A 20,815-nucleotide genomic window follows, 5' to 3' on the forward strand; every position below is an offset into this window, starting at 1 on the left:
AATGATGACCTGTCCCAAGTGTCATGGCGAGATGCGGGTCTACGAGCGCAGCGGCGTGACGATCGACCAGTGCACCGAGTGCCGCGGGATCTTCCTGGACCGCGGTGAGCTGGAGAAGCTCTTCGCCGCCGAGCAGTCGTACAACACCCGCCCGGGCGCTCCGGGGCAAGTTCCGCCCCCGCCCGCTCCGCACCAGACCCACCAGCCCGGTTACCCGCCGCCTCCGCCGCCCCCGCCGGCCTACGGCGCCCCGGCCGGCTACCCGCCGCCGGCGCCCGCCTACGGCCGCCCCGCTGCCTATGGTCACCACGGCCACTACCGGCAGCAGCAGCACCACGGGCACTACCGGCGCCGGAGCTTCCTCCACAACCTGTTCGACTGAGGTTCGCCGTTACAGGGCCGATCCAGCCGTGACTCCCTCCCGGGGTCGCGGCAGGGTCGGCCCTGTGCCGTTCAGCCCCTGAGCCGTTCAGCCCTCCGCGCCGCTCAGCCCTCTGCGCCGTTCGGCTCTGCTCTTCGGTCTGGACCGCTGGCCCTATTGCCAGCCTGTCGCGGCGCAGCCCTCCCTGGCCCTCGGGCGCTCCAACCTCAGCCGCCGCTCGCCATCGGCGGCCCCGCCGCTTCGCCATCGGCGGGCCGCCACTCGACCCGGCCTCGTCCGCCGGCCTCGTCCGCCGGCCTCGTCCGCCGGCCTCGTCCGACGCTTGGGATGAGCGGTCTTTTCTTCTGCGCCCCAGAACCGATCGTCCACCTCGGCCGGAGCGATCACGCCCCGTCATCCGGGCGATCCCCTATCGCCGCCGATCGCCGATATCGGAATTTGGTGACGTGCTTTTGATCACTCACGGTGACCACCAAATGGAGTCGGTTCGTCACTTTAGAGCGAACTATTTCGATAAGCCTCTCTTTTCGTGTGCGTTACGAAGTCGCTAGGAATACGCACCGTCGCTGATCTTGGGTATTGTCACGTCGCCCCCTGTCGCGGCGAGCGGAGGAACAACCGTGACTGAAACCCTGCGATCCGACCTCGAAGACGTTTACGGCCGATACGAAGAACTTCGCTCCGGAGTGGACGAGTTACAGCGCAGCATCGCCACGATGCAGGTGAGCGCCGAGTCCCCGGACGGCGCCGTGCGCGCCACTGTGGACGCCGACGGCCGCCTCGTCGATCTGATGCTCCACCCCACGGCCTGCCGCGATTGGGACGTCAACACCCTCGCCCGGGTGATCGTGGAAACCGTGCAGAGCGCGTCCGCCGGCAAGTACGAGCAGATCGAGCACCTGGTGACCCACCACCGCCCGGCCTGAAGCGACGCCTGACCCCTGCCGTGCACGCCGGACGGGGGCCGCGGCCGACGCCGCGACCCGGCGCGCACGGGCTCGGACCCTAGATCGCCATGTCGACGAAGCGGGACAGGTGCAGCTGCGCCGCCACGGTGACCGTGTCGGTCGGGCCGTTACGGTGCTTGGCCACGATGAAGTCGGCCTCACCCGCGCGCGGCGACTCCTTGTCGTAGTAGTCGTCGCGGTGCAGCAGGATCACCACGTCGGCGTCCTGCTCGATCGAGCCAGACTCACGCAGGTCGGACAGCTGCGGCCGCTTGTCGGTGCGCTGCTCGGGACCACGGTTCAGCTGACTGACCGCGATCACCGGGCACTCGATCTCCTTGGCCAGCAGTTTCAGGCCACGGGAGAGCTCCGAGACCTCCTGCTGCCGGCTCTCGGTCTTCTTCGGTGAGCTCATCAGCTGGAGATAGTCGATCACCAGGAGACGCAGGTTGTGGCGCTGCTTGAGCCGTCGCGCCTTCGCCCGGATCTCCATCAGGTTCATGTTGGGCGTGTCGTCCACGAAGATCGGCGCCTGGCTGATCTCGCCCATCCGGCGGGCCAGTTTCGTCCAGTCGTCGTCGGAGAGCTGCCCCGATCGAAGGGTGTGCAGCGGCACCCGCGCTTCCGCGGAGAGCAGTCGCATCACCATTTCGATCTTGCTCATTTCCAGCGAGAAGATGGCGCTGGCGTGGCCGCTCTGGATCGCCGCGTTCCGGGCGAAGTCCATGCTGACCGTCGACTTACCGAGACCGGGACGGCCGGCCACGATGATCAGCTGGCCGGCGTGCAGACCGTTCAGCAGACGGTCGAGGTCCTGGAAGCCGGTGGGGACACCGGTCATCACACCGCCGGCCGCGCCGACCGCCTCGATCTCGTCGAGCGTCGGCTGCAGCATGTCGCCGAGGGCCGCGAAGTCCTCGCTGACCCGTTTCTCGGTCACGTCGTAGATCGCCTGCTGGGCGAGGTCGACGATGTCGTCGACGTCCCGCCCGCCGTTGCCGCCGGTGCCGTAACCGAGCTGCACGATCTTCGTCCCGGCCTCGACCAGGCGGCGCAGGATGGCCCGCTCCGAGACGATGCGCGCGTAGTAGGAGGCGTTGGCCGCGGTCGGCACGCTCTCGATCAGCGTGTGCAGGTAGGGCACGCCGCCGATCCGCTGCAGGTCACCGGAGTCGGCCAGGGCCGCCGCCACGGTCAGGGCGTCGGCCGGCTCACCTCGCCCGTACAGATCGAGGATGACGTCGTAGATGGTCGCGTGCACCGGGCGGTAGAAGTCACCGACCTTGAGGATCTCGACCACATCGGCGATCGCGTCCTTGGAGAGCAGCATGCCGCCGAGCACACCCTGCTCGGCCGCGACGTCCTGCGGCGGCGCCTTGTCGAAGCCACCGCCCGACCCGCCCCCGGAACCGCTGCTGAAATTCGAGCCGCCACTGCCACCGTTACCGCCGGCGCCACCGCCAGGCTGCGACGGTGGTCGAGACTCCGGCCTTGCGTCATCGGTGATCGACACCCGGAGACTCCTTCCGCTGGCCATGCCCGCTGCCACGATCGAACAGCCTGGGTACGACACTTTCGGTTGAACCTCGGGACGAGTTCAGAAGAACTCTCCGATCAATTTCGGCAGCCGAGGCTGGACCACTCTACGAATCCAGGCACCACCTGCCCAACTACGCCCGGTGGACAAGCCTCGGGACAACCTGTGGACATCTGCCTTTTGCCTGTGCACAGCATGTGGACAACTCCTGGGGACACAGCTGTCACCCCGTACCCGAACTGGGGTTTTGTCATCCCCACCTGTGGAAGGCAGAAAAGAGCAGGATCAGGGGAAACAGTGTGCCGGTGAGCAAGCCGTCGCGCTGAGGCGTTGCGGTTCCGTCCCGAGCACGTCACCCTTTGCACGTGGACCAACGGGAGTGGGACTACGGCGCCCGCATGCCGCGCGACAGGCGCGCTGCGGAGGCTTGGCCCACCCGGGAACCGGATGAAGATCCAGAACCCCGATGGGCCTCGCTCACCGACACCGGCAGCATGGCGCCGAGCGCAGAGGCGCTGACCTGGCAGCGCCGCGCTGACGCGTGGGCTCAGCAGGCCGACGGCCAGGGTCAGACCCAGGGCGAGGTCGAGGTGTACGGCGGTGGCGGTCACGCCGTGGAGCCGACCACCAACCGCTGGTCAGACGTCGCGTCCACCGGCCGCACCGCGTTTCCCGCCGACGGCACCGGCTGGCGCACCGAGACCGCCGAGTGGCGGGCCACCGGCGCGCGCTGGCGGCAGACCACCGAGTGGCGCTCGTCCACCGGATCGCACGTGTGGCGGTCCACCACCGAGGCCTGGCAGACCGACGAGGAAATCGCCGCGGCCGCCGAGAAATCCGCCATCCCCGGCACCGCCTGGCCCACCACCACCGACGCGGAGGAGACCAGCGACGGCCCGGCGTCCTGGCAGCGCCGCGCCACCACCCCGGTCGAGCAGACCCCGTCATGGCAGCGCCCGTCCACACAGACCCCGTCCTGGCAGCAGCCGTCCGCGTCCACTCCCTCGTGGCGGCAGCCCGCCGAGACCCCTTCCTGGCAGCAACCAGCTGACACCCCGTCATGGCAGCAACCAGCGGAAACGCCGTCCTGGCGGCAGTCCGCGGAGACGCCTGCGTGGCAGCAGCCCGCGGAGACGCCTGCGTGGCAGCAGCCCGCGGAGACGCCCTCGTGGCGGCGTTCCGGCGAATCATGGAACAGCCGGGGGGCCGAGCAGCCGCCTGGGGAGAACACCACGGGCCTGGAGCGCTGGGGACGCACCGACGCGCCGGGCTGGCAGACGTCGCCCGCCGTTGACGCTCAGCACCTGGTTCGCGAGGACGACCGGGCTGCTTGGCGACGCGATGCCGCGTACCGGGATCAGCCTCCCCGCCGCGGCCGCCGCCGCGCCCCCGAACCGGACCCGGCCCCGTCCGGCGGCACCGGCTGGTCTACAGGATCAGATTCGGACAGCTGGGAGCGTCACACCGACACCGGAAACATCTCCCCGTGGGGCGCGCGCGCCGAGCCGCCCGCCTTCGAGGAGCCTCCACGGCGCACCCGCAGAAGATCTTCAGAGCCGATGGGGTACGGGGAGACGCCCGCCGACCCGGGTTTCCGCGAGACATCGGGTTACGGGACGCCGGAGCCGGAGCCCGGTTACCAGCAGACGGGCTATCCGGCGGGACCCATCCCGCCGAGTTACCGGGACGATGCGGGCTATCCCGGGGGACCGGGCACCTCGGCTTACCGGGGTGACGCGGCCGGAACGGCCGCCGCAGGCTATCGGGACGATTCGGGTTACCGGGACGAATCGGGTTACCGTGCGGCTCCGGCCGGCCCGGGTCACGATGCGGCCATTCCCGCCGCCGACACTTCCAGGGCCGCGCGCCCGCGCCGTTACAACCAGGGCTCCACCGACTGGCGTGAGGACACCGCGTCGTGGACCGCCGAGCCGGACACCAGCAACTGGACCCGCGACCCGGACACCGGCCAGTGGAGCCGCGCCGAGGACGACCCCCGCGTGCTCGCCTGGCGCGCCGAAGCCGCCCGTCGCGAGGCCGACAAGGGAGGGTCAGTCTCGGGTGCGGACGACGCCCCGGACACTCGTTCCGGTCGACGCGCCCGCCGCGGCCCGACCTTGGACGGCCCGTCCGGCGGTGTGCCCGGTGGTCCGCTGCCGAGCAGTGGGGTGCCCGGTCCCGACGCGGCCTGGCCGACGAGTTCCGTGCCCGACGACCCGGAACCCCCCGCCCCCCGTGGAACCGCCCTGCTCCCGGCCCCGCGCAGCGGCATGCCGAGCAGGCGAGCCCTGCCGGGCCCGTCCAGCGCCGCCCCCGGCAGCGCCATCCCCGGTCCTTCCAGCGCCGCACCGCGCAGCGGCATCCCCGGCCCCACCAGCGCCACACCCCGCAGCGGCATCCCCGGATCTCGCGGTGCCGGACCTGGCGGCCCGTTCCCCGGCGGCTCCGGGCCTCGTGACGCCGACGCCGAACCGCGTGGTGCCGGCTTCGAGCCTCGCGGCGCCGGCTTCGAGCCTCGTGGCGCCGGCTTTGGCAGCCCTCCGTGGAGCGGCGCCGCAGCTCCCGGCCCCGACCCGAACGCCGGCTACAGCACCGGCCAGTTCCGCGCCGGCACCGGCGATCCGCGCGCAGCCGCTGCGGGTGAGCCGCGTGCCGCAGGCGAGCCCCGCCCCACCGGCTCCGGCCGAGTCCGCCACGGCGACACCGGCGCCATCCGCCGCGACGAATCCGGCCGTCTCCGCCCCGGCGACACCGGCGCGATCCGTCGCGGCGACGCCGCCCCGAGCCGCCCTGGTGACACCGGTGCCGTCCGTCGCGGCGACACCGGCCCGATCCGTCGGGGCGACACCGGTGCGATCCGTTCTGGCGAGGGCAGCCAGTTCGGCCGGGGTGGCGAGTACAGCCCCGAGGAGTCCGGTCAGTTCCGCTCCGGTGGGTTCCCGCCCCCTGAGCAGACCGGCCGCCGTTACCGGGACGAGAACCCCGCAGACGGATACGCCGTGACCCCTCCCGGCGGTCGCCGTCGTGCCGCCGAACCCGAGCCCACCGCGGAACCCTGGCAGCAACGTGCCCTCCCCGGCGGATCAGACTGGTCCCCCGAGCCGGCCCGTCCCGACCGCACCTGGGACACCTCGGGCGACGCCCCTTCTCCGAACCGTCCCTGGCCCGGCACCACCCGTCCCGAGCAGCGCCGGCCCGATTCCTGGCGCGATTCTCCGGGGTACGCCAGCGGCAGCCCTCGAGAGCTGCCCGAAGGTGGCCCGTCCCGCACCGGCGGATCCGCCCCCTGGCAGGACCCGTCAAGCAGCGCCGAGTCCTGGCAGGACACCTCCCGCGGCACCCCGTCCTGGCAGGATCAGTCACGAAGCACCCCGTCGTGGGACGACCGCTCCCGCAGCACCCCGTCATGGGACGACCGCTCCCGCAGCACCCCAGCCAGGGAGGACCAGCCCCGCGACACCCCGTCGTGGCAGGGCGACCCCCGCGACAACCCGGCTCGGCCTGCGAGAGGCGCCGCCAGCGCTCCGCCGTGGCGTGACCCCGCCCTGGACGAGCCGCGCGGCCGTCGTGCCCTCCCCAGCCAGCGTGATGCAACAGGCGACTCCGACAGGTACCCCCGCCGGCAAGCTCCCCAACCCGACGACCGTGGCCCGGGCGGCACCCCCCGCTGGCAGGACACCCCGCGCGACGACCGCAACGGCTGGCAGGACCAGCCCCGCGACGACCGCGGCCCGGGTAACTGGCAGGACCCTCGCGGCTCCGGCGACTGGCAGGGCTCCGGCGCTGACAGTGGCACCGGCGGACGCGGGACCGCCTGGCCGGACTCCCCCCGTGAGCAGCCGAACCGCCCCGCCTACGGCACCCCGCGCGAACTCCCCGCCGGCAGCGACCCCCGCCGGCCCACCGGTTCGGGCCTCGCGCTGCCCGCCGGCGGCGCCTCTTGGCCGGATCCGCTGAGCGACCCGCCGCGCCGGGCGAGCGTCCCGCCCTACGGTGCCACCGAACCGTGGAACCCCCGCGGCCCCAGGAACGACACGCCGCCCGGCAACGGGTACGGCGAACCCCGTGAACCCGCCGACTGGCTCGCTGCTGAGCGTGCCACCGGGGTTCGGGGTGCTGACTACCGCGACGGCGCCGGGCAGGGTGGTGAGACCGACTGGCGCCAGTCGCTAGCGCAGCAGAGCGACCTCGCCGAGGGAGAGTCCCGCCGGTACGACACGTCGGACTTTCCCCCCTTTCGGCCAAGTGGCTCCGCGCAGGTCGCCGGAACCGCGAACCTGGCACTGAGCACCACGTCCGTCATCTCCACGGACCCGGACAGCATCCCGGGGCCGGCAGCACGGGTAACCGCCGAGGACGACGCCGACCTGGACACCTCCTGGCCGCCGCGCCGCAGCACCACCGGCGCGTTCCAGGGAACCGGCTCCTACGAGCGGCGCCCGGTGACGAGCGGTCTCGTGGCGGGCCAGCCCGCCGACCTGCTGGATCCGGACGATGACGAGGAGGCCGAGGAGACCCCCGGCGGCCCGCTGGCGGCGGTCGGTTACACGGTCGTCTGGTACGGCGTACCCGTGATCCTCTTCGTCGGCGGCATGTTCCTGCTCAACAGTGGGCAGCGCACGCACGCTCTGCAGACCCTCGCCGACGCGGCCCCCGAGTTCGCGATCAGTCTCGCCCTGAGCATGCTCGTCGCGCTGGCCCTGCGCCGCGCCACCACCGCCTGGAAGGCCGCAAGCGTGGGCCTGGCCGCCGCGGTGGTGGGCGGCGGCCTCGCCACGGTCCTGAGCTCCGCCATCACCGGCAACAGCCTCAGCTAGACGGTCGCGCCCGCCGTCGCCGGGCGCGCCCAAACCCAGGAACGCAAGGCGCCGGACCACCAGCCCGGGAACACGACAGGCGCGCCGGACCACCAGCCCCGGAACGCAGAAGGCGCGCCGGGCGGATGCCCAGCGCGCCTTCCGTGCAGCTGAATTACTTGGCGGCGACGACGTTCACCGGGAACGTCGCGGTCACCTCGGGGTGCAGCTTGACCGACACGTTGTACGAGCCCGTGGTCTTGATGTGACCGGGGAGCTCGAGACGACGACGGTCGAGAGCCGGGCCGCCGGCGGCCTTGACCGCGTCGACAATCTCGGCCGGGGTGATCGAGCCGAACAGGCGGCCACCGTTGCCGGAGCGCGCGCTCAGCGTGACCTTGAGGCCGGCCAGCTGGCCCTTGACCTCGTTGGCCTGACCGAGGTCACGGATCTCGCGGGCCTCGCGGGCCCGCTTGATGACCACGACCTGCTTCTCAGCGCCCTTGGTCCACTGGATCGCGAAACCCTGGGGCAGCAGGTAGTTGCGGCCGTAGCCGTTCTTGACCTCGACGATGTCGCCGGGGGTGCCGAGGCCGGAAACCTCCTGCGTGAGGATGATCTTCATCGCGGTGCCCCCTCTCAGCGAGCCGTGGCCGTGTACGGCAGGAGCGCCATCTCACGGGCGTTCTTGACCGCGCGGGCGATCTGCCGCTGCTGCTGGGAGGTCACACCGGTGACGCGGCGGGCACGGATCTTGCCGCGGTCGGAGATGAACTTCCGCAGGAGCGCGGTGTCCTTGTAATCGATGTAGGTGATCCCGTCCTTGTCGAGCGGGTTCACCTTCTTCTTCGGCTTGCGAAGCGCAGCAGCCTTAGCCATTGCTCTTAACTCCTGACCTGAACTCAAGAAAGCCCGAAGGCTTAGAAGGGAGGCTCGTCGTCGAACGAGGAGTTGCCGCCGCCGGAGGAGCGGCCGCCACCACTGGAGGCGGGCGCAGCGGTGGCCCAGGGGTCGTCGAAGTCGCGGTTTCCGCCGCCGCCTCCGCCGTTCCCACCGGACTGCCGGTTGCCACCACCGGAGGCGCCGAAGCCACCTCCGCCGCCACCGGACCGGTTCATCTTCTGCACCTTCGCCGTGGCGTAGCGCAGGGACGGGCCGATCTCGTCGACCTCGAGCTCGTAAACGGTGCGCTTCTCGCCCTCGCGCGTCTCGTAAGACCTCTGACGCAGACGGCCCTGCACGATCACCCGAGCGCCGCGCTGCAGCGACTCGGCGACGTGCTCAGCGGCGTCACGCCAGATGTTGCACGCGAGGAATAGTGGCTCGCCGTCTTTCCACTCGCCCGACTGCCGGTCCAAGGTCCGCGGCGTGGAAGCGATGCGGAACTTGGCGACCGCCGCACCCGAAGGGGTGAAGCGCAGCTCAGGGTCATCGGTGAGGTTACCGATGACCGTGATGGTGGTTTCTCCTGCCATGACTTCTCCTCGCCGCTTCAATCGTTGTGGCAAAGGGTCTCAGGACCCTCTGACAAAAACGTCTCAGCGGGTCTCGGGACGGATGACCTTGGTACGCAGGATGGACTCGTTGAGGCGGAGCTGACGGTCCAGCTCGGCCACGGCCTCAGGCGTCGCCTGCAGGTCGACGACCGCGTAGATGCCCTCGGCCTTCTTGTTGATCTCGAACGAGAGCCGGCGACGGCCCCAGACGTCGAGCTTCTCCACCGAGCCACCCGCGGTCCTGATGACGTTCAGGTACTGGTCGAGCGACGGAGCAACGGTGCGCTCCTCGAGCGAAGGATCGAGGATCACCATGAGTTCGTAATGACGCAAGACATTCACCTCCTGTGGGCTAAGCGGCCACGGTCTCTCCGTGGCAGGAGGTCTTGTGTCGTACGCAGAAGAAAGCCGTGGGAGTCAGATGCCCACGGCGAACACACTGCGAACCGAGCCAGCATACCCAGGGAAGGCGCTTGACCCAAAAGCGACGACCCCGTCCGGGGACGGGGTCGTCGCTGGGGGAGAAGCCGCGGGGCGTCCGGCCCGATTCGTTGGGTGGGACCTGGGGAGGAACGACCACACCGATGAGGTTGGACGCGTACGCCCCGCGGAGCTTTCAAGGAAGAGCTTACGCCATATTCGCACGAGATGCACGTTGTGACACGATTGCCCGAATCGTGGCGATTGAAACACCGAGAACGCAGACCATGGCGATCAGTCCGAGCAGCCCGATCGGCCGCCCCTCACGGATCGTGCCGACCGCCACGGGCTCGGTCCCCGCCACGTCGGACGGCTCCGCGGTCTCCGGCGCCGGCGCCTCGGCGCTCTCCGAGGCGGGCGGAACGGAACTGCTCAACGGCGTTTCCGCGGCCGCCGTCGTGGACTTCGCCGGAGGCTTGGCGGGCAGCATTCCGGCGATCGCGGGCGCGCCCACATCCCCCGTACCCGGAAGGGGTGTGGTGCGCAGATGCCGGCCGGTGTCGCCCTGCGGCATGGCGCCGGACGCCGGGGCCGCGCTGCTCGCCGCGGCCTGCGGCCGGGCGGCGGACAACTGGCGCACGCCGGGGCGAGAGGGTTTCGGTCCGCGGACCGGACGCTGCGCGGAGAGGGCCTGGCCGGATTTGGCAGAGCTGATCCTGGTACGCATCGGCGCGCCCCCGCCGGACGACTGGGCATGCGTGGTGACCCCGGCACCGGGCGCCGCCGCCACCGGATCGGGCCTGGTGTAGGCCGGGGAGGGCGCCGCCGTGATCGTCATCGGCACCGCGTCGTTCCCGTGGTCGCACTCCGGCGTGAGCATCACCGACGTGGTGCCGCGACGGAAGACGACCTCGGCGGATCCGTTCTCCGGAATCATCCCCTTCGGCGCGCCACCGAGCCTGAGCTGCGCGTCGTGGCCGGTCCGGTTCCGCACCTGGACGACGCTGTCCGCGGGAACCGTCATCGACTCGACGCTCGGCTTGGACTCGCAGGTCAGCCCGAGGACTCCGGAGTTGGTGAAACTCACCCGGCGGTCGTTCGGATCGAGCTGTTCGGCGCTCGCCGTGCCGTTGACCAGCAGCGGCGCGCCGAAGATCAGCCCGCACAGACCTACTGCCGCCACCCGGTATCGGACCTGCCGCGACATGCACCATCTCCCAAATTCGCCACCGGACACGCCAAGATCAGTCAAACCGTGACCAATGCAGACAACGAGGGCAACCCGACGCCGGTGACGCGTGCGGACAGCGTCGTACCCGCGTCGTAGGCTCGTCCCATGCGCATCGGAGCCCACGTCGATTCCGCCGAACCGCTGGTCGAGGCCGCCGCCCGCGGCGCCGACGCGGTGCAGTTCTTCCTCACCGACCCGCAGGGTTACAAATCGCCCGTTCCACGCGACGACGCGGAGCAGCTGCGGGCGTCCGAGGTGGACATCTACATCCACGCGCCCTACATCGTGAACGTCGCCTCGCCGAACAACCGGATCCGGATCCCCAGCCGCAAACTGCTCATGGCACACGCCAAGGCCGCCGCCGAGATCGGGGGGAAAGGGCTGATCGTGCACGGCGGTCACGTCGGATCCGGCGCCGACCTCGCCGACGGTTTCACCAATTGGCGAAAGGCTTTTGAGTACGCGGCGAAGGACGGCGGCCTGCCGCTGCCGGTTCTGATCGAGAACACGGCAGGCGGTGACAACGCCTGCGCCCGCCGCTTCGACGACCTCGCCCGGCTGTGGGACGCGGTCGGCGAGTTCGGGGCGGGCTTCTGCCTGGACACCTGTCACGCCTTCGCCGGCGGGGAGGACCTGACCGGCATCGTCGACCGAGTCAAGTCCATCACCGGCCGCATCGATCTGATCCACGCCAACGATTCGAAGGGCGGATTCGACTCGGGCCAGGACCGGCACGACAACCTGGGCAATGGGAAGATCGACCCCGAGTTGGTGGTGGCCGCGATCCGGGCCGCCGGGGCCCCCGCCATCGTGGAGACCCCGGGCGGGGCGGACGGGCAGACCGCCGACATCGCCCTGCTGCGCGAGCGCACGGGCGGCTGACCGAAACGGCACGGGAGGGGCCATGTCCGAGCAGGAGGAACCGACCTCGCCGGCCGGCGGGGTCGCGCCCGCCGGCAAGACCACGGCCGCCGAGAAACCCGCCGGCAAGGCGGCGCTCGCCGAGAAGCCGACCGAAAAGGCGCCCACGGAACCGGCCGGGAAGACGCCCGCGAAGCCGGCGGACAAGGCCGGTGAAAAGCCGGCGGACAAGGCCGGTGAGAAGCCGGCCGGCAAAGCGGCTGAGCCGCGGCGTCGATTCGGGCTCTTCGGCGGCAAGGCGAAACCCGCCGACCCTGCTCCGGCGATCCCCGCCCCGCGCACCGGCGAGCCCACCACCGAAGCCGACAAATCAGCCTCCAAAAACGACAAGCCTGCCGCGGATCCCGGCAAACCGGCCACAAAGGACGAGAAGCCGAAACCCGGCCAGCGTCCACCCGGCGCCCCGCCTGACCCGTGGACGGTCTTCGCCGCCATCGGAGAGCAGCCGCCCGGCCGGATCCGCCGCGGCCTCCGGGCAGCCGGTCGCGCTCTCACCCACGAGTACCCGCTTGCCACGTACGCCAGCGTGCTCCTCGCCGTCCTGATGACCTGGCCGACCCTGCGCTACCCCCTGAACACGCTGCCGCAGGACCTCGCCGACCCGGCCCGCCAGGCGTGGCAGATCGCCTGGGGCGGCAACGTTCTGATCGCCGACCCGGTCCGGCTCTGGCAGTCCAACGCGTACTTCCCGCTCGTCAACACGTACGCGTACGGCGACAGCCTGCTCGGCTACACCCCGTTCGCCCTGCTCGGTGACGGCCCGGTCGCCGCCGTGCTGCGCTACAACCTGCTCTTCGTCGCCGCACACGCGCTGCTCGCCCTCGGCGCCTACGCGCTGGTCCGCCAACTGGGTGCCCGGCCGACCGGCGCGGCGGTCGCGGCCGTCGCGTTCGCCTACGCCCCCTGGCGGCTCGCGCAGGAGGGCCACCTCGACATCGTCTCGGCCGGCGCCATCCCGCTCGCGCTCGCGATGCTGGCCCGCGGGCACGGCTGGTCCCTGCGGTACGGGATGCGCCCGAAACACCGCAGCGCCGGTTGGGCAGCTGCCGGGTGGATGGTCGCGACGTGGCAGATCACCCTCGGCTTCGCACTGGGCATCCCGTTCGCGTACGTCCTGGGCCTGATCCTGGTGGCCCTGGAGATCGCGGGCCTGATCCATCGTGTCCGGCGACCCGAGCACAAGCTGCTGGACAGGTTCCTGCGCGCGCCGGTCAAGCCGCTGCTCGGCTGGCAGCTGATGGCCACCAACACGATCGGCGCCTCGCTCTTCCTCGCCGTCGGGATGGTCATCGCGGTGCCGTACCTGCGGCAGCCGGACAACCCGACCCGGCTGCAGGAGATCGACTTCTTCTCGCCGCCGTTGCAGAGCCTGCTGATCGGCCCGGCCGAGTCCGGCATCTGGGGCGCCGCCCACGAGACGCCCCGCGCTTCACTGGGCTGGCCCGCCGAGATGTCCCTGCTGCCCGGCTTCGCGCTGTACGCGCTGGCCCTGGCCGGGCTCGCGTTCTCAGTCTGGAAACTGCGGCACCGGATGATGCTGATGGTCGCCGTCACGCTCGCCGTGGTGCTCACGCTCGGGACCAACTACCTCGGCGGGCATTACACCTATCTGCCGCTCTTCGGTCATTTCCCGGCCGCGTTCGATCAGCGCATCCCGGGCCGGCTGATGCTCTGGGTGACGCTGCTGCTGGCGATCCTCGCGGCCGGCGCGGTCGACGACTTCGTCCGGCGCGCCCGGCACCTCGCCGCGCAGCGGGTCCCACCCTGGCCCGGCCCGTGGCTGCGGCTCGCCATGCTCACCCCGCTGCTCCTGGTCGCCGTGGAGGGCTGGAACAACACCGCCCACCCGACCGTCCCGCAGCAGCCGGCCGCGATGCGCACCGTGAACGGCCCGATGCTCGTGCTGCCGACGGCCGAGCTCAGCGACCAGACCGTGCAGCTCTGGTCCACGTCGAAGTTCCAGCAGCTCGCCAACGGCGGCGGCAGGTTCGCGGCGGCCCGGCAGGCCGAGCTGCGCAGCAGGGTGGCCTCGTTCCCGGACGCCGGCAGCATCGAGTACCTGCGGTCGATCGGGGTGGGCACCGTGCTGCTGCTGCGCGACCAGGTTGCCGGCACGTCGTGGGAGCGGGCCGGCGACATCCCGGTCGACGCCCTCAACATCCAGCGCGAGGACCTACCCGACGCGGTCGTGTTCCGGCTCGGTTAGAGCCGGTGCGGACGAAGCCGGCAGGGCCGGGGCCTCCTCCGACGGCCCGAAGCCGAAGGCCCGCCGGAAACGGGTGACCCAGGGGGCCTCGGGACCGTCCAGCGGCCCCGCCTCCGGGTCGATCCCGTCGTAGGACTGCCGGACCACGTCCAGCTCGGGACGCCACACCTCGCGGGCCACCAGCACGAACATCAGGCCGACGGTGACGATCCGGGCGGTGGAGGCGAGCACGAACGTACCCTCCGGGATGACCGTCTTGCCGCCGGCGCCGATCAGCTCGGCGTAGAAGGCGGCGAGGTATCCCACCTCGGCGATGCTCCAGGCGATGACCACGCCCCACTTCGGCCGGGCCAGCACGATCAGCGGCAGGAGCCAGAGCACGTACTGCTGCGACCACACCTTGCTGAAGATCAGGAACGCGGCGACGACCAGGAACACCAGCTGGGACAGCCGCGGGCGCCGGGGCGCGAGCATGCCGAGGAGCAGGATGCCGAGGCAGGCGAGGCCGAAAAGCGCGTAGGACACGTAGTTCAGCGTCGGGATGTGGTTGCTCAGCCACTGGAACGGGCCCTGGTCACCGGCGTTGCCGCTGGCCCATTTGCCGTCCAGGTACCGCCCGATGTACCAGAAGGTGCCCCAGTCGATCGGCCGTTCCGAGTTGAGCCGGAAGAACCGCAGCCAGCTCTCGTGGTGCCAGTAGAAGACCGGGAAGTTGACCACGGCCCAGGTGACGCCGGTCGCGAGGAACGAGCTGACGAACGGGCGCAGCCGCCCGGTGCGCAGCGCGAGGATCAGGATCGGGCCGAGGATGAAGAGTGGCCACAGTTTCGCCGCGGCGCCCAGGCCCAGGAAGATGCCCGCCCAGACCGGCTTGCGCTTCACCCAGAGCCAGAGGCCGAAGGCGGCCATGCCGATCGCCAGGAAGTCCCAGTTGATCGTCGCGGTGAGCAGCAGGATCGGCGAGAGCGCGAAGATCGCCGCGTCCCATGGCCGGCGTCGCCGCAGCGCCAGGATGATCGCTGCGGTGGCGACCGCGAGCAGCGAGAGCACCAGCGCGTTGGCGTTGTAGAACCAGCTGCCCTGGTTGATGTCGGGATGGTCCTTGCCGTACCAGTGCACCGGGAGTCCGAGCGCGCCCATGAAGTAGCCGGTGACGACCGGGTACTCCACCGGGTGGTCGACGTAGGGGACCTTGCCCTCGTTCAGCCCCTCGGCGTAGTAGAGCGCCAGCACGTCGGTGTAGCAATACCGGGTGTACTGGACGTTCTTCTGCCAGTTCCCGTCCATGCAGGGCGATTTCTGCACCCAGGAGAGCGCCAGCACCAGACAGGTCAGCGCCAGCACGAGCCGTGGCGCGGTCCAGAACCGCCCGGGCCGGGCGTCCGGGCGGACCGCGTGCGATCCGAGCGGACCACCGATGAACTGGGACAGTCCCCGTACGAAACCATCCGAGGTCGGTGCGGAGACGTCCGGCTGATCGGTGGGCGGTTGCGCGCTCATGGTTTGGCATCATGCCGCATCCGGCGCTCGTCGCGGGGACGGGCCGCTGGACACACACCGATCAGGACAGCCGGCATGACCGAAAAAGCGGCGCCCACCCCGGTCGGGGGTGGGCGCCGCTCATGGATTCGGAACGTCAACCGTTGCCGTTGCCGTTGCCATTTCCGTTTCCGTTGTTGTTGCCGTTGCCGTTCGTGTTGCCCGTCGTCCCGCCCGTGTTCTGACCGTTGTTCTGGCCGGTGTTGTCCTGGCCGGTGTTGTTCTGGCCGGTGTTCTGACCACCGGGGCAGAGGGCCGGGAGCAGCTGGCAGGTCTGGCTCTGGTTCGGGTCCTGGACCGGCTCCTGGATGACCGGCGGCGGGTCCTGACCGTTCGCGTACTCGCTGTCGGGGTTACCCGTCTCGATCCGGTTCGGGAACTCTTCCTTCTTCCAGTCGAGTTCCTCGACCACCGTCTCGATGAACTCCTCCCAGATCGCGGCCGGGGTGCCGGAGCCGAACATCTTGCCGCCGTCGGACTCCTTGAGCTGGACCTTGTCCTTCGCGCCACCGACCCAGACGGTCACCGCCATCTGCGGGATGCCGCCGACGAACCAGGTGTCGCCGTTACCCTTCTTGTACTCCCAGGTACCGGACTTGGCGACCGACTGGCGACCGTCCGAGATCCGGTTCTTCGCGGCCTTCGGGATCTCCGACATGACACCGAGCAGGTTGGACATCTGCGCGGCGTCGAAGACCTGCTTGCCCTTGAGGTTCTCGCTCTTGACCGTCGTCTGCTTGCCGGTGTTCGAGTCGCGCTTCTTCACCGTCTTGATGAAGTGCACGTCGTGCCGGACACCGCCGTTGACGATGGTGGCGACGCCCTGCGCGTGGTCCAGCGGGACGACGCGGTACTGGCCGAACGCGACCTCGTTGTCGAAGTATCCGCCGCTCTTCCAGGTAGCGGCCTTGGTCTTGGTCAGGTCGACCATCTTGCCCTTGTCGGTCCACATGTAGCGGATGCCGGCGTCCCGGGCGGCCGCGATGACCTTCTCCCGGCCGATGCTGTCGGCGATCCAGTAGAACGGGAAGTTGTACGACTTGACCGTCGACGTCTCCAGGTCGCAATACTTGATCTTGCCGCCACAGACCTCACCCGGGTCGGCACCAGCGTTGCTGATCTTGCTTCCGTTCGGACGCGTGAGCGAACCGTCCCAGGTCGTCTTGAAGGAGATGTCCTCCTTCAGACCGGCGGCCAAGGTGTAGATCTTGAACGTCGAGCCCGGCGACTGGCCGCCGTAGTTGAGAACACCGCTGCCGTCACCGGCCATGTAACCGGCGTAGTCGGTGCCGTTCGGGTCGTCACCGCCGTAGTAGCCGAGCACCTGACCGGTGTCCGGGTCGACGCCGATCACCGCGGACTGGTAGCTCTTCGGGCGCTTGTACAGAGGCGACGTCTTGCTCAGACGCGAGCCGGCGGCCTCGGCCGCGGCCTGGATCTTCGGGTTGATCGTCGTGGTGACCTGGTAGCCACCCTTCTTGTACTCGTCCTCGCTGATGCCCATCTCGTTCAGCTCGAACTTCACGTGCCGCATGATCATGCCGACCGGCTTGCCGTCGGCACAGGTCTTGCACGAGGTGCCCTTGTTGATCGGGTTGACCTTGGGGTACTGCCGCTTGTCGTACTGCTCCTGGGTCATCCAACCCATCTCGAGCATGTTCTTGAGCGTGTACTCCCAGCGGTCCTTGGCATCCGTGGGGTTGTAGTTCGGGTCGTAGCCCTGGTGCGTGTCGGTCGGGTAGGGCTGCTTGATGATCGAAGCGATGACCGCCGCCTGATAGACGTTGATCTCGTTCTTCGCGCCCTTCTGGACCGACGCGTTGAAGTAGCCGTTCGCTGCGGCCTCCGCGCCGTACCGTCCCTCACCGAGGTCGATGTAGTTCAGGTACATGCCCATGATCTGGTGCTTGTCGTACTTCGACTCGAGCTTGCGGGCGATCACGGCCTCGCGCAGTTTCCGGCTGTAGCTGATCTCCTTGAGCTCAGCGACGTGCCGGGCGTACTGCTGGGTGATCGTCGAGGCGCCCTGCTTGTCGCCGCCGGTGAAGTTGTTCCACGCGGCGCGGGCGATGCCCTTCATGTCGATGCCGTTGTGCTTGTAGAAGTTCTTGTCCTCAGCGGCGGCGACGGCGTTCTGCATCACTTCGCTGATGTTCTGGTAGGGGATGTTGATGCGCGGCGAGCCATCTTTCGCCAGCACGTTCCCCTTCACGTCGTAGATGACGTTCATCTGCGCCTCCGCCTCCGGCGTGGGCAGATCGACGTCATCGAAGAAGTAGGTGCCACCGACGATGCCGACACCGAGCATGATCACCAGCACGGCCGCCGCGGCGGTCAGGATGTTGGCACGGCGGTGCTTCTTGTCCGCCTTGCTCCGGCCGCCGCGCCCGGGACCACCCGGGCCGCTGGGACCGCCGGGGCCACCCGGTCCGCCGGGACCACCCGGCCCACCGGTCGCGGGGACCGGCCGGACCGCGGCACGGGCCACCGAGGCGCGGCCACCGGCCGGCGGCACGGCAGCCGCAGCACGGGCCTGGCCCACCGAGGCGGCGCCCACTGAGGCGGCGCCGACCGAGGCTCGGCCCGCTGGGCCGCCCACCGAAGCCGAGCCGACCGAGGCCGAGCCGACCGAGGCCGACCCCACCGACGCCCGGCCTGCTGAAGCGCCGCCCACTGACGCACGCCCGGCCGGACCACCCACCGAGGCGGATCCCGAAGGACGCCCTGCTGGCTCGTCGTCAGGCGTGGAAGCAGCGGACGGCCCGGGCACTCGGGCCCGGGCTCGTGCGGACTGCGGATCGCCGTACGCGTTCATTTCTTCACACCTACCGGTCGCGGGGGCGCGGCCGACCGACCCGGCGGGGCCGTTCTTCCGTTGCGCCTCGAGCGGACGTTCTCGGAGTTAAAAGCTGTAATCAGAACTTCGGTCCCAAACCTGTACACGGTAACGAGATCGAACCGGTTCACCGACGCCCCTCCCCGCTCTGTGAGGCGCGTGGCGCGTCCTCGTCGAGTTCGGGGAGGCCGTCACGGCCGAGCACGTAACGCTCGATCAGGTGGTTCCACGCGCAGGAGCGGCACACCTCGACCACGAAGACCTGGAACTCACGGAGCGTCATCGCCAGAACCGGCAACTCGGCGAGTTTCCGAGCCTGCCCCGCGGACTGCTTGAGCTCTTCGCCATAGACGTAGTGCACAAGTGTCAGGTTGTCCCGCCGGCAGATCGGGCATCGTTCGTCGGTCGGCTCGCCGTGGTATGTAGCCGCGTTTCTCAAGTAAGGAGACGCGTCACAGACCTCAAGCGCCGTGACCCGGCCGCTCCGCACGTCACGCAGGACTGCTCGCCTCTGTAGCGAGTAGTCGATGACCTGCCGCTGCGTGCGCATGGCGAAGAGAGTACGCGGTTGCCGCATCCCCGGCGACCGCCATCACACAGCGTGGCGACACAACTGCGGAGCATGTCCGAGTTGCGCGCTAGAACGCGCCGATCTACGGTTGCGATGTATCGGGCCGATACATCGGGCGGACTCCAGGGAGGGTCGAGTTGCTGGAGCTGGCGATCCTCGGTCTCCTGCAGGAGGCGCCGATGCACGGTTACGAGCTCCGCAAGGAACTCGCCACCAAGCTCGGCACGCTTCGCGCCGCGATCAGTTACGGCACGCTGTACCCGACACTGAAGCGGCTCAAGCTGGCCGGCTGGATCAGTGAAGCCGAGACGAACAGCGACATCATTCCCCCGATGACCAGCAAACGGGGGCGGGTTGTCTACAAGATCACGGCCGAAGGCAAGGAACGTTTCGCGGATCTGCTGACCCAGACCGGTCCGGAGACGTATGACGACACCGGCTTCGGCGTTCACTTCACGTTCTTCTCGCGTACCGACCGGGCGACCCGGCTGCGGATCCTGGAAGGCCGCCGGCGCCGCGTCGAGGAGCGGCGCGAGGGTTTACGTGAAGTTCTCGCCCGGGCTGCCGATCGTCTGGACGCATACACCCTTGAACTCCAGCGTCACGGGCTCGACGCGTGCGAACGCGAGGTCCGCTGGCTGGAAGAGCTGATCACCAACGAACGCTCGGGCAGAGCACCCAGCCACAGCCGTCTTGGCTCGGCCGGAGCGTCAAGCAGTGAGCCGACCGCCAAACCGGCGGCCGGCGTGGAAACACCCCCGGAACCACCGCGTCCGCACCTGGACCGGCCGTGATGAACAACAAGGAGGCAAACGCGATGGGCTCCGTCCGCGTCGCCATCGTCGGTGTGGGTAACTGCGCCTCGTCCCTCGTGCAGGGCGTGGAGTACTACAAGAACGCCGACCCCAACGACCGCGTCCCGGGTCTCATGCACGTGACCTTCGGCGACTACCACGTATCCGACGTGAAGTTCGTCGCGGCGTTCGATGTGGACGCCAAGAAGGTCGGCATGGACCTGAGCGAAGCGATCGTCGCCAGCGAGAACAACACGATCAAGCTGACCGACGTCCCGCCGGCCGGCGTGACCGTGCAGCGTGGTCCGACCTTCGACGGTCTGGGCACCTACTACCGCGAGATCATCGAGGAGTCCTCGGCCGAGGTCGTCGATGTGGCGCAGGCTCTGCGTGACGCCGAGGTCGACGTGGTCGTCTCCTACCTCCCGGTGGGTTCCGAGGAGGCCGACAAGTTCTACGCCCAGGCCGCGATCGACGCCGGCTGCGCGTTCGTGAACGCCCTGCCGGTCTTCATCGCCTCCGACCCGGTCTGGGCGCAGAAGTTCACCGACGCCGGTCTGCCGATCGTCGGTGACGACATCAAGAGCCAGGTCGGCGCCACCATCGTGCACCGCGCGCTGGCGAAGCTCTTCGAAGACCGCGGTGTTGAGCTGCTGCGCACGTACCAGCTGAACTTCGGCGGCAACATGGACTTCATGAACATGCTGGAGCGCAACCGCCTGGTCTCCAAGAAGATCTCGAAGACCCAGTCGGTGACCTCCCAGATCCCGCACGAGATGGTCAAGAGCGACGTGCACATCGGCCCGTCGGACCACGTGCCGTGGCTGGACGACCGCAAGTGGGCGTACATCCGCCTCGAGGGCCGCTCCTTCGGCGACACCCCGCTCAACGCCGAGCTCAAGCTCGAGGTGTGGGACTCCCCGAACTCGGCCGGCGTGATCATCGACGCGGTCCGCGCCGCGAAGATCGCCAAGGACCGCGGCATCGGTGGCCCGATCCTCTCCGCGTCGTCCTACTTCATGAAGTCCCCGCCCGTGCAGTACAGCGACCACGACGCCCACGCGGCCGTCGAGGCCTTCATCAAGGGTGACATCGAGCGCTGACAAGCCCGATGTGAGCGAGGCGCAAGCTGAGCGAAA

16 protein-coding genes are annotated in these 20,815 nt (G+C 69.6%); 7 read left to right on the plus strand and 9 right to left on the minus strand.

All coding sequences use genetic code 11. The features are described 5' to 3' along the window. Position 1: 1 nt before the first annotated feature. Both AMIS_RS39925 and AMIS_RS39930 read left to right on the plus strand, forming a co-directional pair. Positions 2-382 (plus strand): TFIIB-type zinc ribbon-containing protein, encoded by a 381-nt coding sequence (locus AMIS_RS39925; protein WP_014448185.1) that lies wholly within the window; start codon positions 2-4, stop codon positions 380-382. 620 nt (positions 383-1,002) lie between these two features. Beyond that, the gene (locus AMIS_RS39930; protein ID WP_014448186.1) at positions 1,003-1,308 is read left to right on the plus strand and encodes a YbaB/EbfC family nucleoid-associated protein; all 306 of its coding nucleotides are present in this window, start codon (positions 1,003-1,005) and stop codon (positions 1,306-1,308) included. 79 nt (positions 1,309-1,387) lie between these two features. Here the strand turns inward: AMIS_RS39930 and dnaB are convergent, their stop codons facing one another. Then, positions 1,388-2,842, minus strand: coding sequence for a replicative DNA helicase (dnaB, locus tag AMIS_RS39935; protein ID WP_014448187.1), 1,455 nt, complete (start codon positions 2,840-2,842; stop codon positions 1,388-1,390). Positions 2,843-3,360: 518 nt separating this feature from the next. Between dnaB and AMIS_RS39940 the strand changes: the two genes are divergently transcribed. Next, positions 3,361-7,683 (plus strand): hypothetical protein, encoded by a 4,323-nt coding sequence (locus tag AMIS_RS39940; RefSeq protein WP_041830362.1) that lies wholly within the window; start codon positions 3,361-3,363, stop codon positions 7,681-7,683. Positions 7,684-7,837: 154 nt separating this feature from the next. Here the strand turns inward: AMIS_RS39940 and rplI are convergent, their stop codons facing one another. The 5 genes from rplI to AMIS_RS39965 all read right to left on the minus strand — a co-directional run bounded on the left by rplI (position 7,838) and on the right by AMIS_RS39965 (position 10,785). Further along, positions 7,838-8,287 carry a 50S ribosomal protein L9 gene (rplI, locus tag AMIS_RS39945; protein WP_014448190.1) on the minus strand — a complete coding sequence of 150 codons (450 nt, stop codon included), beginning with the start codon at positions 8,285-8,287 and terminating at the stop codon, positions 7,838-7,840. Between the two features lie 14 nt (positions 8,288-8,301). Then, the gene (gene rpsR, locus AMIS_RS39950) at positions 8,302-8,541 is read right to left on the minus strand and encodes a 30S ribosomal protein S18 (protein WP_007073789.1); all 240 of its coding nucleotides are present in this window, start codon (positions 8,539-8,541) and stop codon (positions 8,302-8,304) included. 41 nt (positions 8,542-8,582) lie between these two features. Next, positions 8,583-9,137: a single-stranded DNA-binding protein gene (locus AMIS_RS39955; protein WP_014448191.1), complete on the minus strand. Its 555-nt coding sequence runs from the start codon at positions 9,135-9,137 to the stop codon at positions 8,583-8,585. Positions 9,138-9,200: 63 nt separating this feature from the next. Beyond that, on the minus strand, positions 9,201-9,491 hold the full coding sequence (rpsF, locus tag AMIS_RS39960) for a 30S ribosomal protein S6 (RefSeq protein ID WP_014448192.1): 291 nt from the start codon (positions 9,489-9,491) through the stop codon (positions 9,201-9,203). Between the two features lie 295 nt (positions 9,492-9,786). Beyond that, complete coding sequence (locus AMIS_RS39965; protein ID WP_014448193.1) at positions 9,787-10,785, minus strand: hypothetical protein; 999 nt, start codon at positions 10,783-10,785, stop codon at positions 9,787-9,789. 129 nt (positions 10,786-10,914) lie between these two features. Between AMIS_RS39965 and AMIS_RS39970 the strand changes: the two genes are divergently transcribed. Both AMIS_RS39970 and AMIS_RS39975 read left to right on the plus strand, forming a co-directional pair. Further along, positions 10,915-11,691, plus strand: coding sequence for a deoxyribonuclease IV (locus tag AMIS_RS39970; RefSeq protein WP_014448194.1), 777 nt, complete (start codon positions 10,915-10,917; stop codon positions 11,689-11,691). Positions 11,692-11,713: 22 nt separating this feature from the next. Next, positions 11,714-13,936: a hypothetical protein gene (locus AMIS_RS39975; protein ID WP_014448195.1), complete on the plus strand. Its 2,223-nt coding sequence runs from the start codon at positions 11,714-11,716 to the stop codon at positions 13,934-13,936. On the opposite strand, the gene AMIS_RS39980 is transcribed toward AMIS_RS39975, so the two are convergent. From AMIS_RS39980 to AMIS_RS39990, 3 genes are all read right to left on the minus strand, one after another. Then, complete coding sequence (locus AMIS_RS39980; protein WP_014448196.1) at positions 13,904-15,436, minus strand: glycosyltransferase family 87 protein; 1,533 nt, start codon at positions 15,434-15,436, stop codon at positions 13,904-13,906. The genes AMIS_RS39975 and AMIS_RS39980 overlap by 33 nt on opposite strands. A 136-nt stretch (positions 15,437-15,572) precedes the next feature. After that, positions 15,573-18,074, minus strand: coding sequence for a transglycosylase domain-containing protein (locus AMIS_RS39985; RefSeq protein ID WP_231859191.1), 2,502 nt, complete (start codon positions 18,072-18,074; stop codon positions 15,573-15,575). 364 nt (positions 18,075-18,438) lie between these two features. Continuing rightward, on the minus strand, positions 18,439-18,861 hold the full coding sequence (locus AMIS_RS39990; protein ID WP_014448198.1) for a DUF5318 domain-containing protein: 423 nt from the start codon (positions 18,859-18,861) through the stop codon (positions 18,439-18,441). 158 nt (positions 18,862-19,019) lie between these two features. Between AMIS_RS39990 and AMIS_RS39995 the strand changes: the two genes are divergently transcribed. Both AMIS_RS39995 and AMIS_RS40000 read left to right on the plus strand, forming a co-directional pair. Next, positions 19,020-19,676, plus strand: coding sequence for a PadR family transcriptional regulator (locus AMIS_RS39995; RefSeq protein ID WP_014448199.1), 657 nt, complete (start codon positions 19,020-19,022; stop codon positions 19,674-19,676). 23 nt (positions 19,677-19,699) lie between these two features. Continuing rightward, on the plus strand, positions 19,700-20,779 hold the full coding sequence (locus tag AMIS_RS40000) for an inositol-3-phosphate synthase (protein WP_041831727.1): 1,080 nt from the start codon (positions 19,700-19,702) through the stop codon (positions 20,777-20,779). Positions 20,780-20,815 lie beyond the last annotated feature (36 nt).

Origin of the sequence: Actinoplanes missouriensis 431 (assembly GCF_000284295.1) — a bacterium.
Classification (GTDB): Bacteria; Actinomycetota; Actinomycetes; order Mycobacteriales; family Micromonosporaceae; genus Actinoplanes; species Actinoplanes missouriensis.

Bases quoted from the DNA above. Each gene is read 5' to 3' on its own strand.
- AMIS_RS39955 (WP_014448191.1), bottom strand. From the start codon at position 9,137: ATGGCAGGAGAAACCACCATCACGGTCATCGGTAACCTCACCGATGAC.
- AMIS_RS39980 (WP_014448196.1), bottom strand. From the start codon at position 15,436: ATGAGCGCGCAACCGCCCACCGATCAGCCGGACGTCTCCGCACCGACC.
- AMIS_RS39925 (WP_014448185.1), top strand. From the start codon at position 2: ATGATGACCTGTCCCAAGTGTCATGGCGAGATGCGGGTCTACGAGCGC.
- AMIS_RS39970 (WP_014448194.1), top strand. From the start codon at position 10,915: ATGCGCATCGGAGCCCACGTCGATTCCGCCGAACCGCTGGTCGAGGCC.
- AMIS_RS39965 (WP_014448193.1), bottom strand. From the start codon at position 10,785: ATGTCGCGGCAGGTCCGATACCGGGTGGCGGCAGTAGGTCTGTGCGGG.
- AMIS_RS39975 (WP_014448195.1), top strand. From the start codon at position 11,714: ATGTCCGAGCAGGAGGAACCGACCTCGCCGGCCGGCGGGGTCGCGCCC.
- AMIS_RS39940 (WP_041830362.1), top strand. From the start codon at position 3,361: ATGGCGCCGAGCGCAGAGGCGCTGACCTGGCAGCGCCGCGCTGACGCG.
- AMIS_RS39990 (WP_014448198.1), bottom strand. From the start codon at position 18,861: ATGCGCACGCAGCGGCAGGTCATCGACTACTCGCTACAGAGGCGAGCA.
- rplI (WP_014448190.1), bottom strand. From the start codon at position 8,287: ATGAAGATCATCCTCACGCAGGAGGTTTCCGGCCTCGGCACCCCCGGC.
- AMIS_RS40000 (WP_041831727.1), top strand. From the start codon at position 19,700: ATGGGCTCCGTCCGCGTCGCCATCGTCGGTGTGGGTAACTGCGCCTCG.
- rpsR (WP_007073789.1), bottom strand. From the start codon at position 8,541: ATGGCTAAGGCTGCTGCGCTTCGCAAGCCGAAGAAGAAGGTGAACCCG.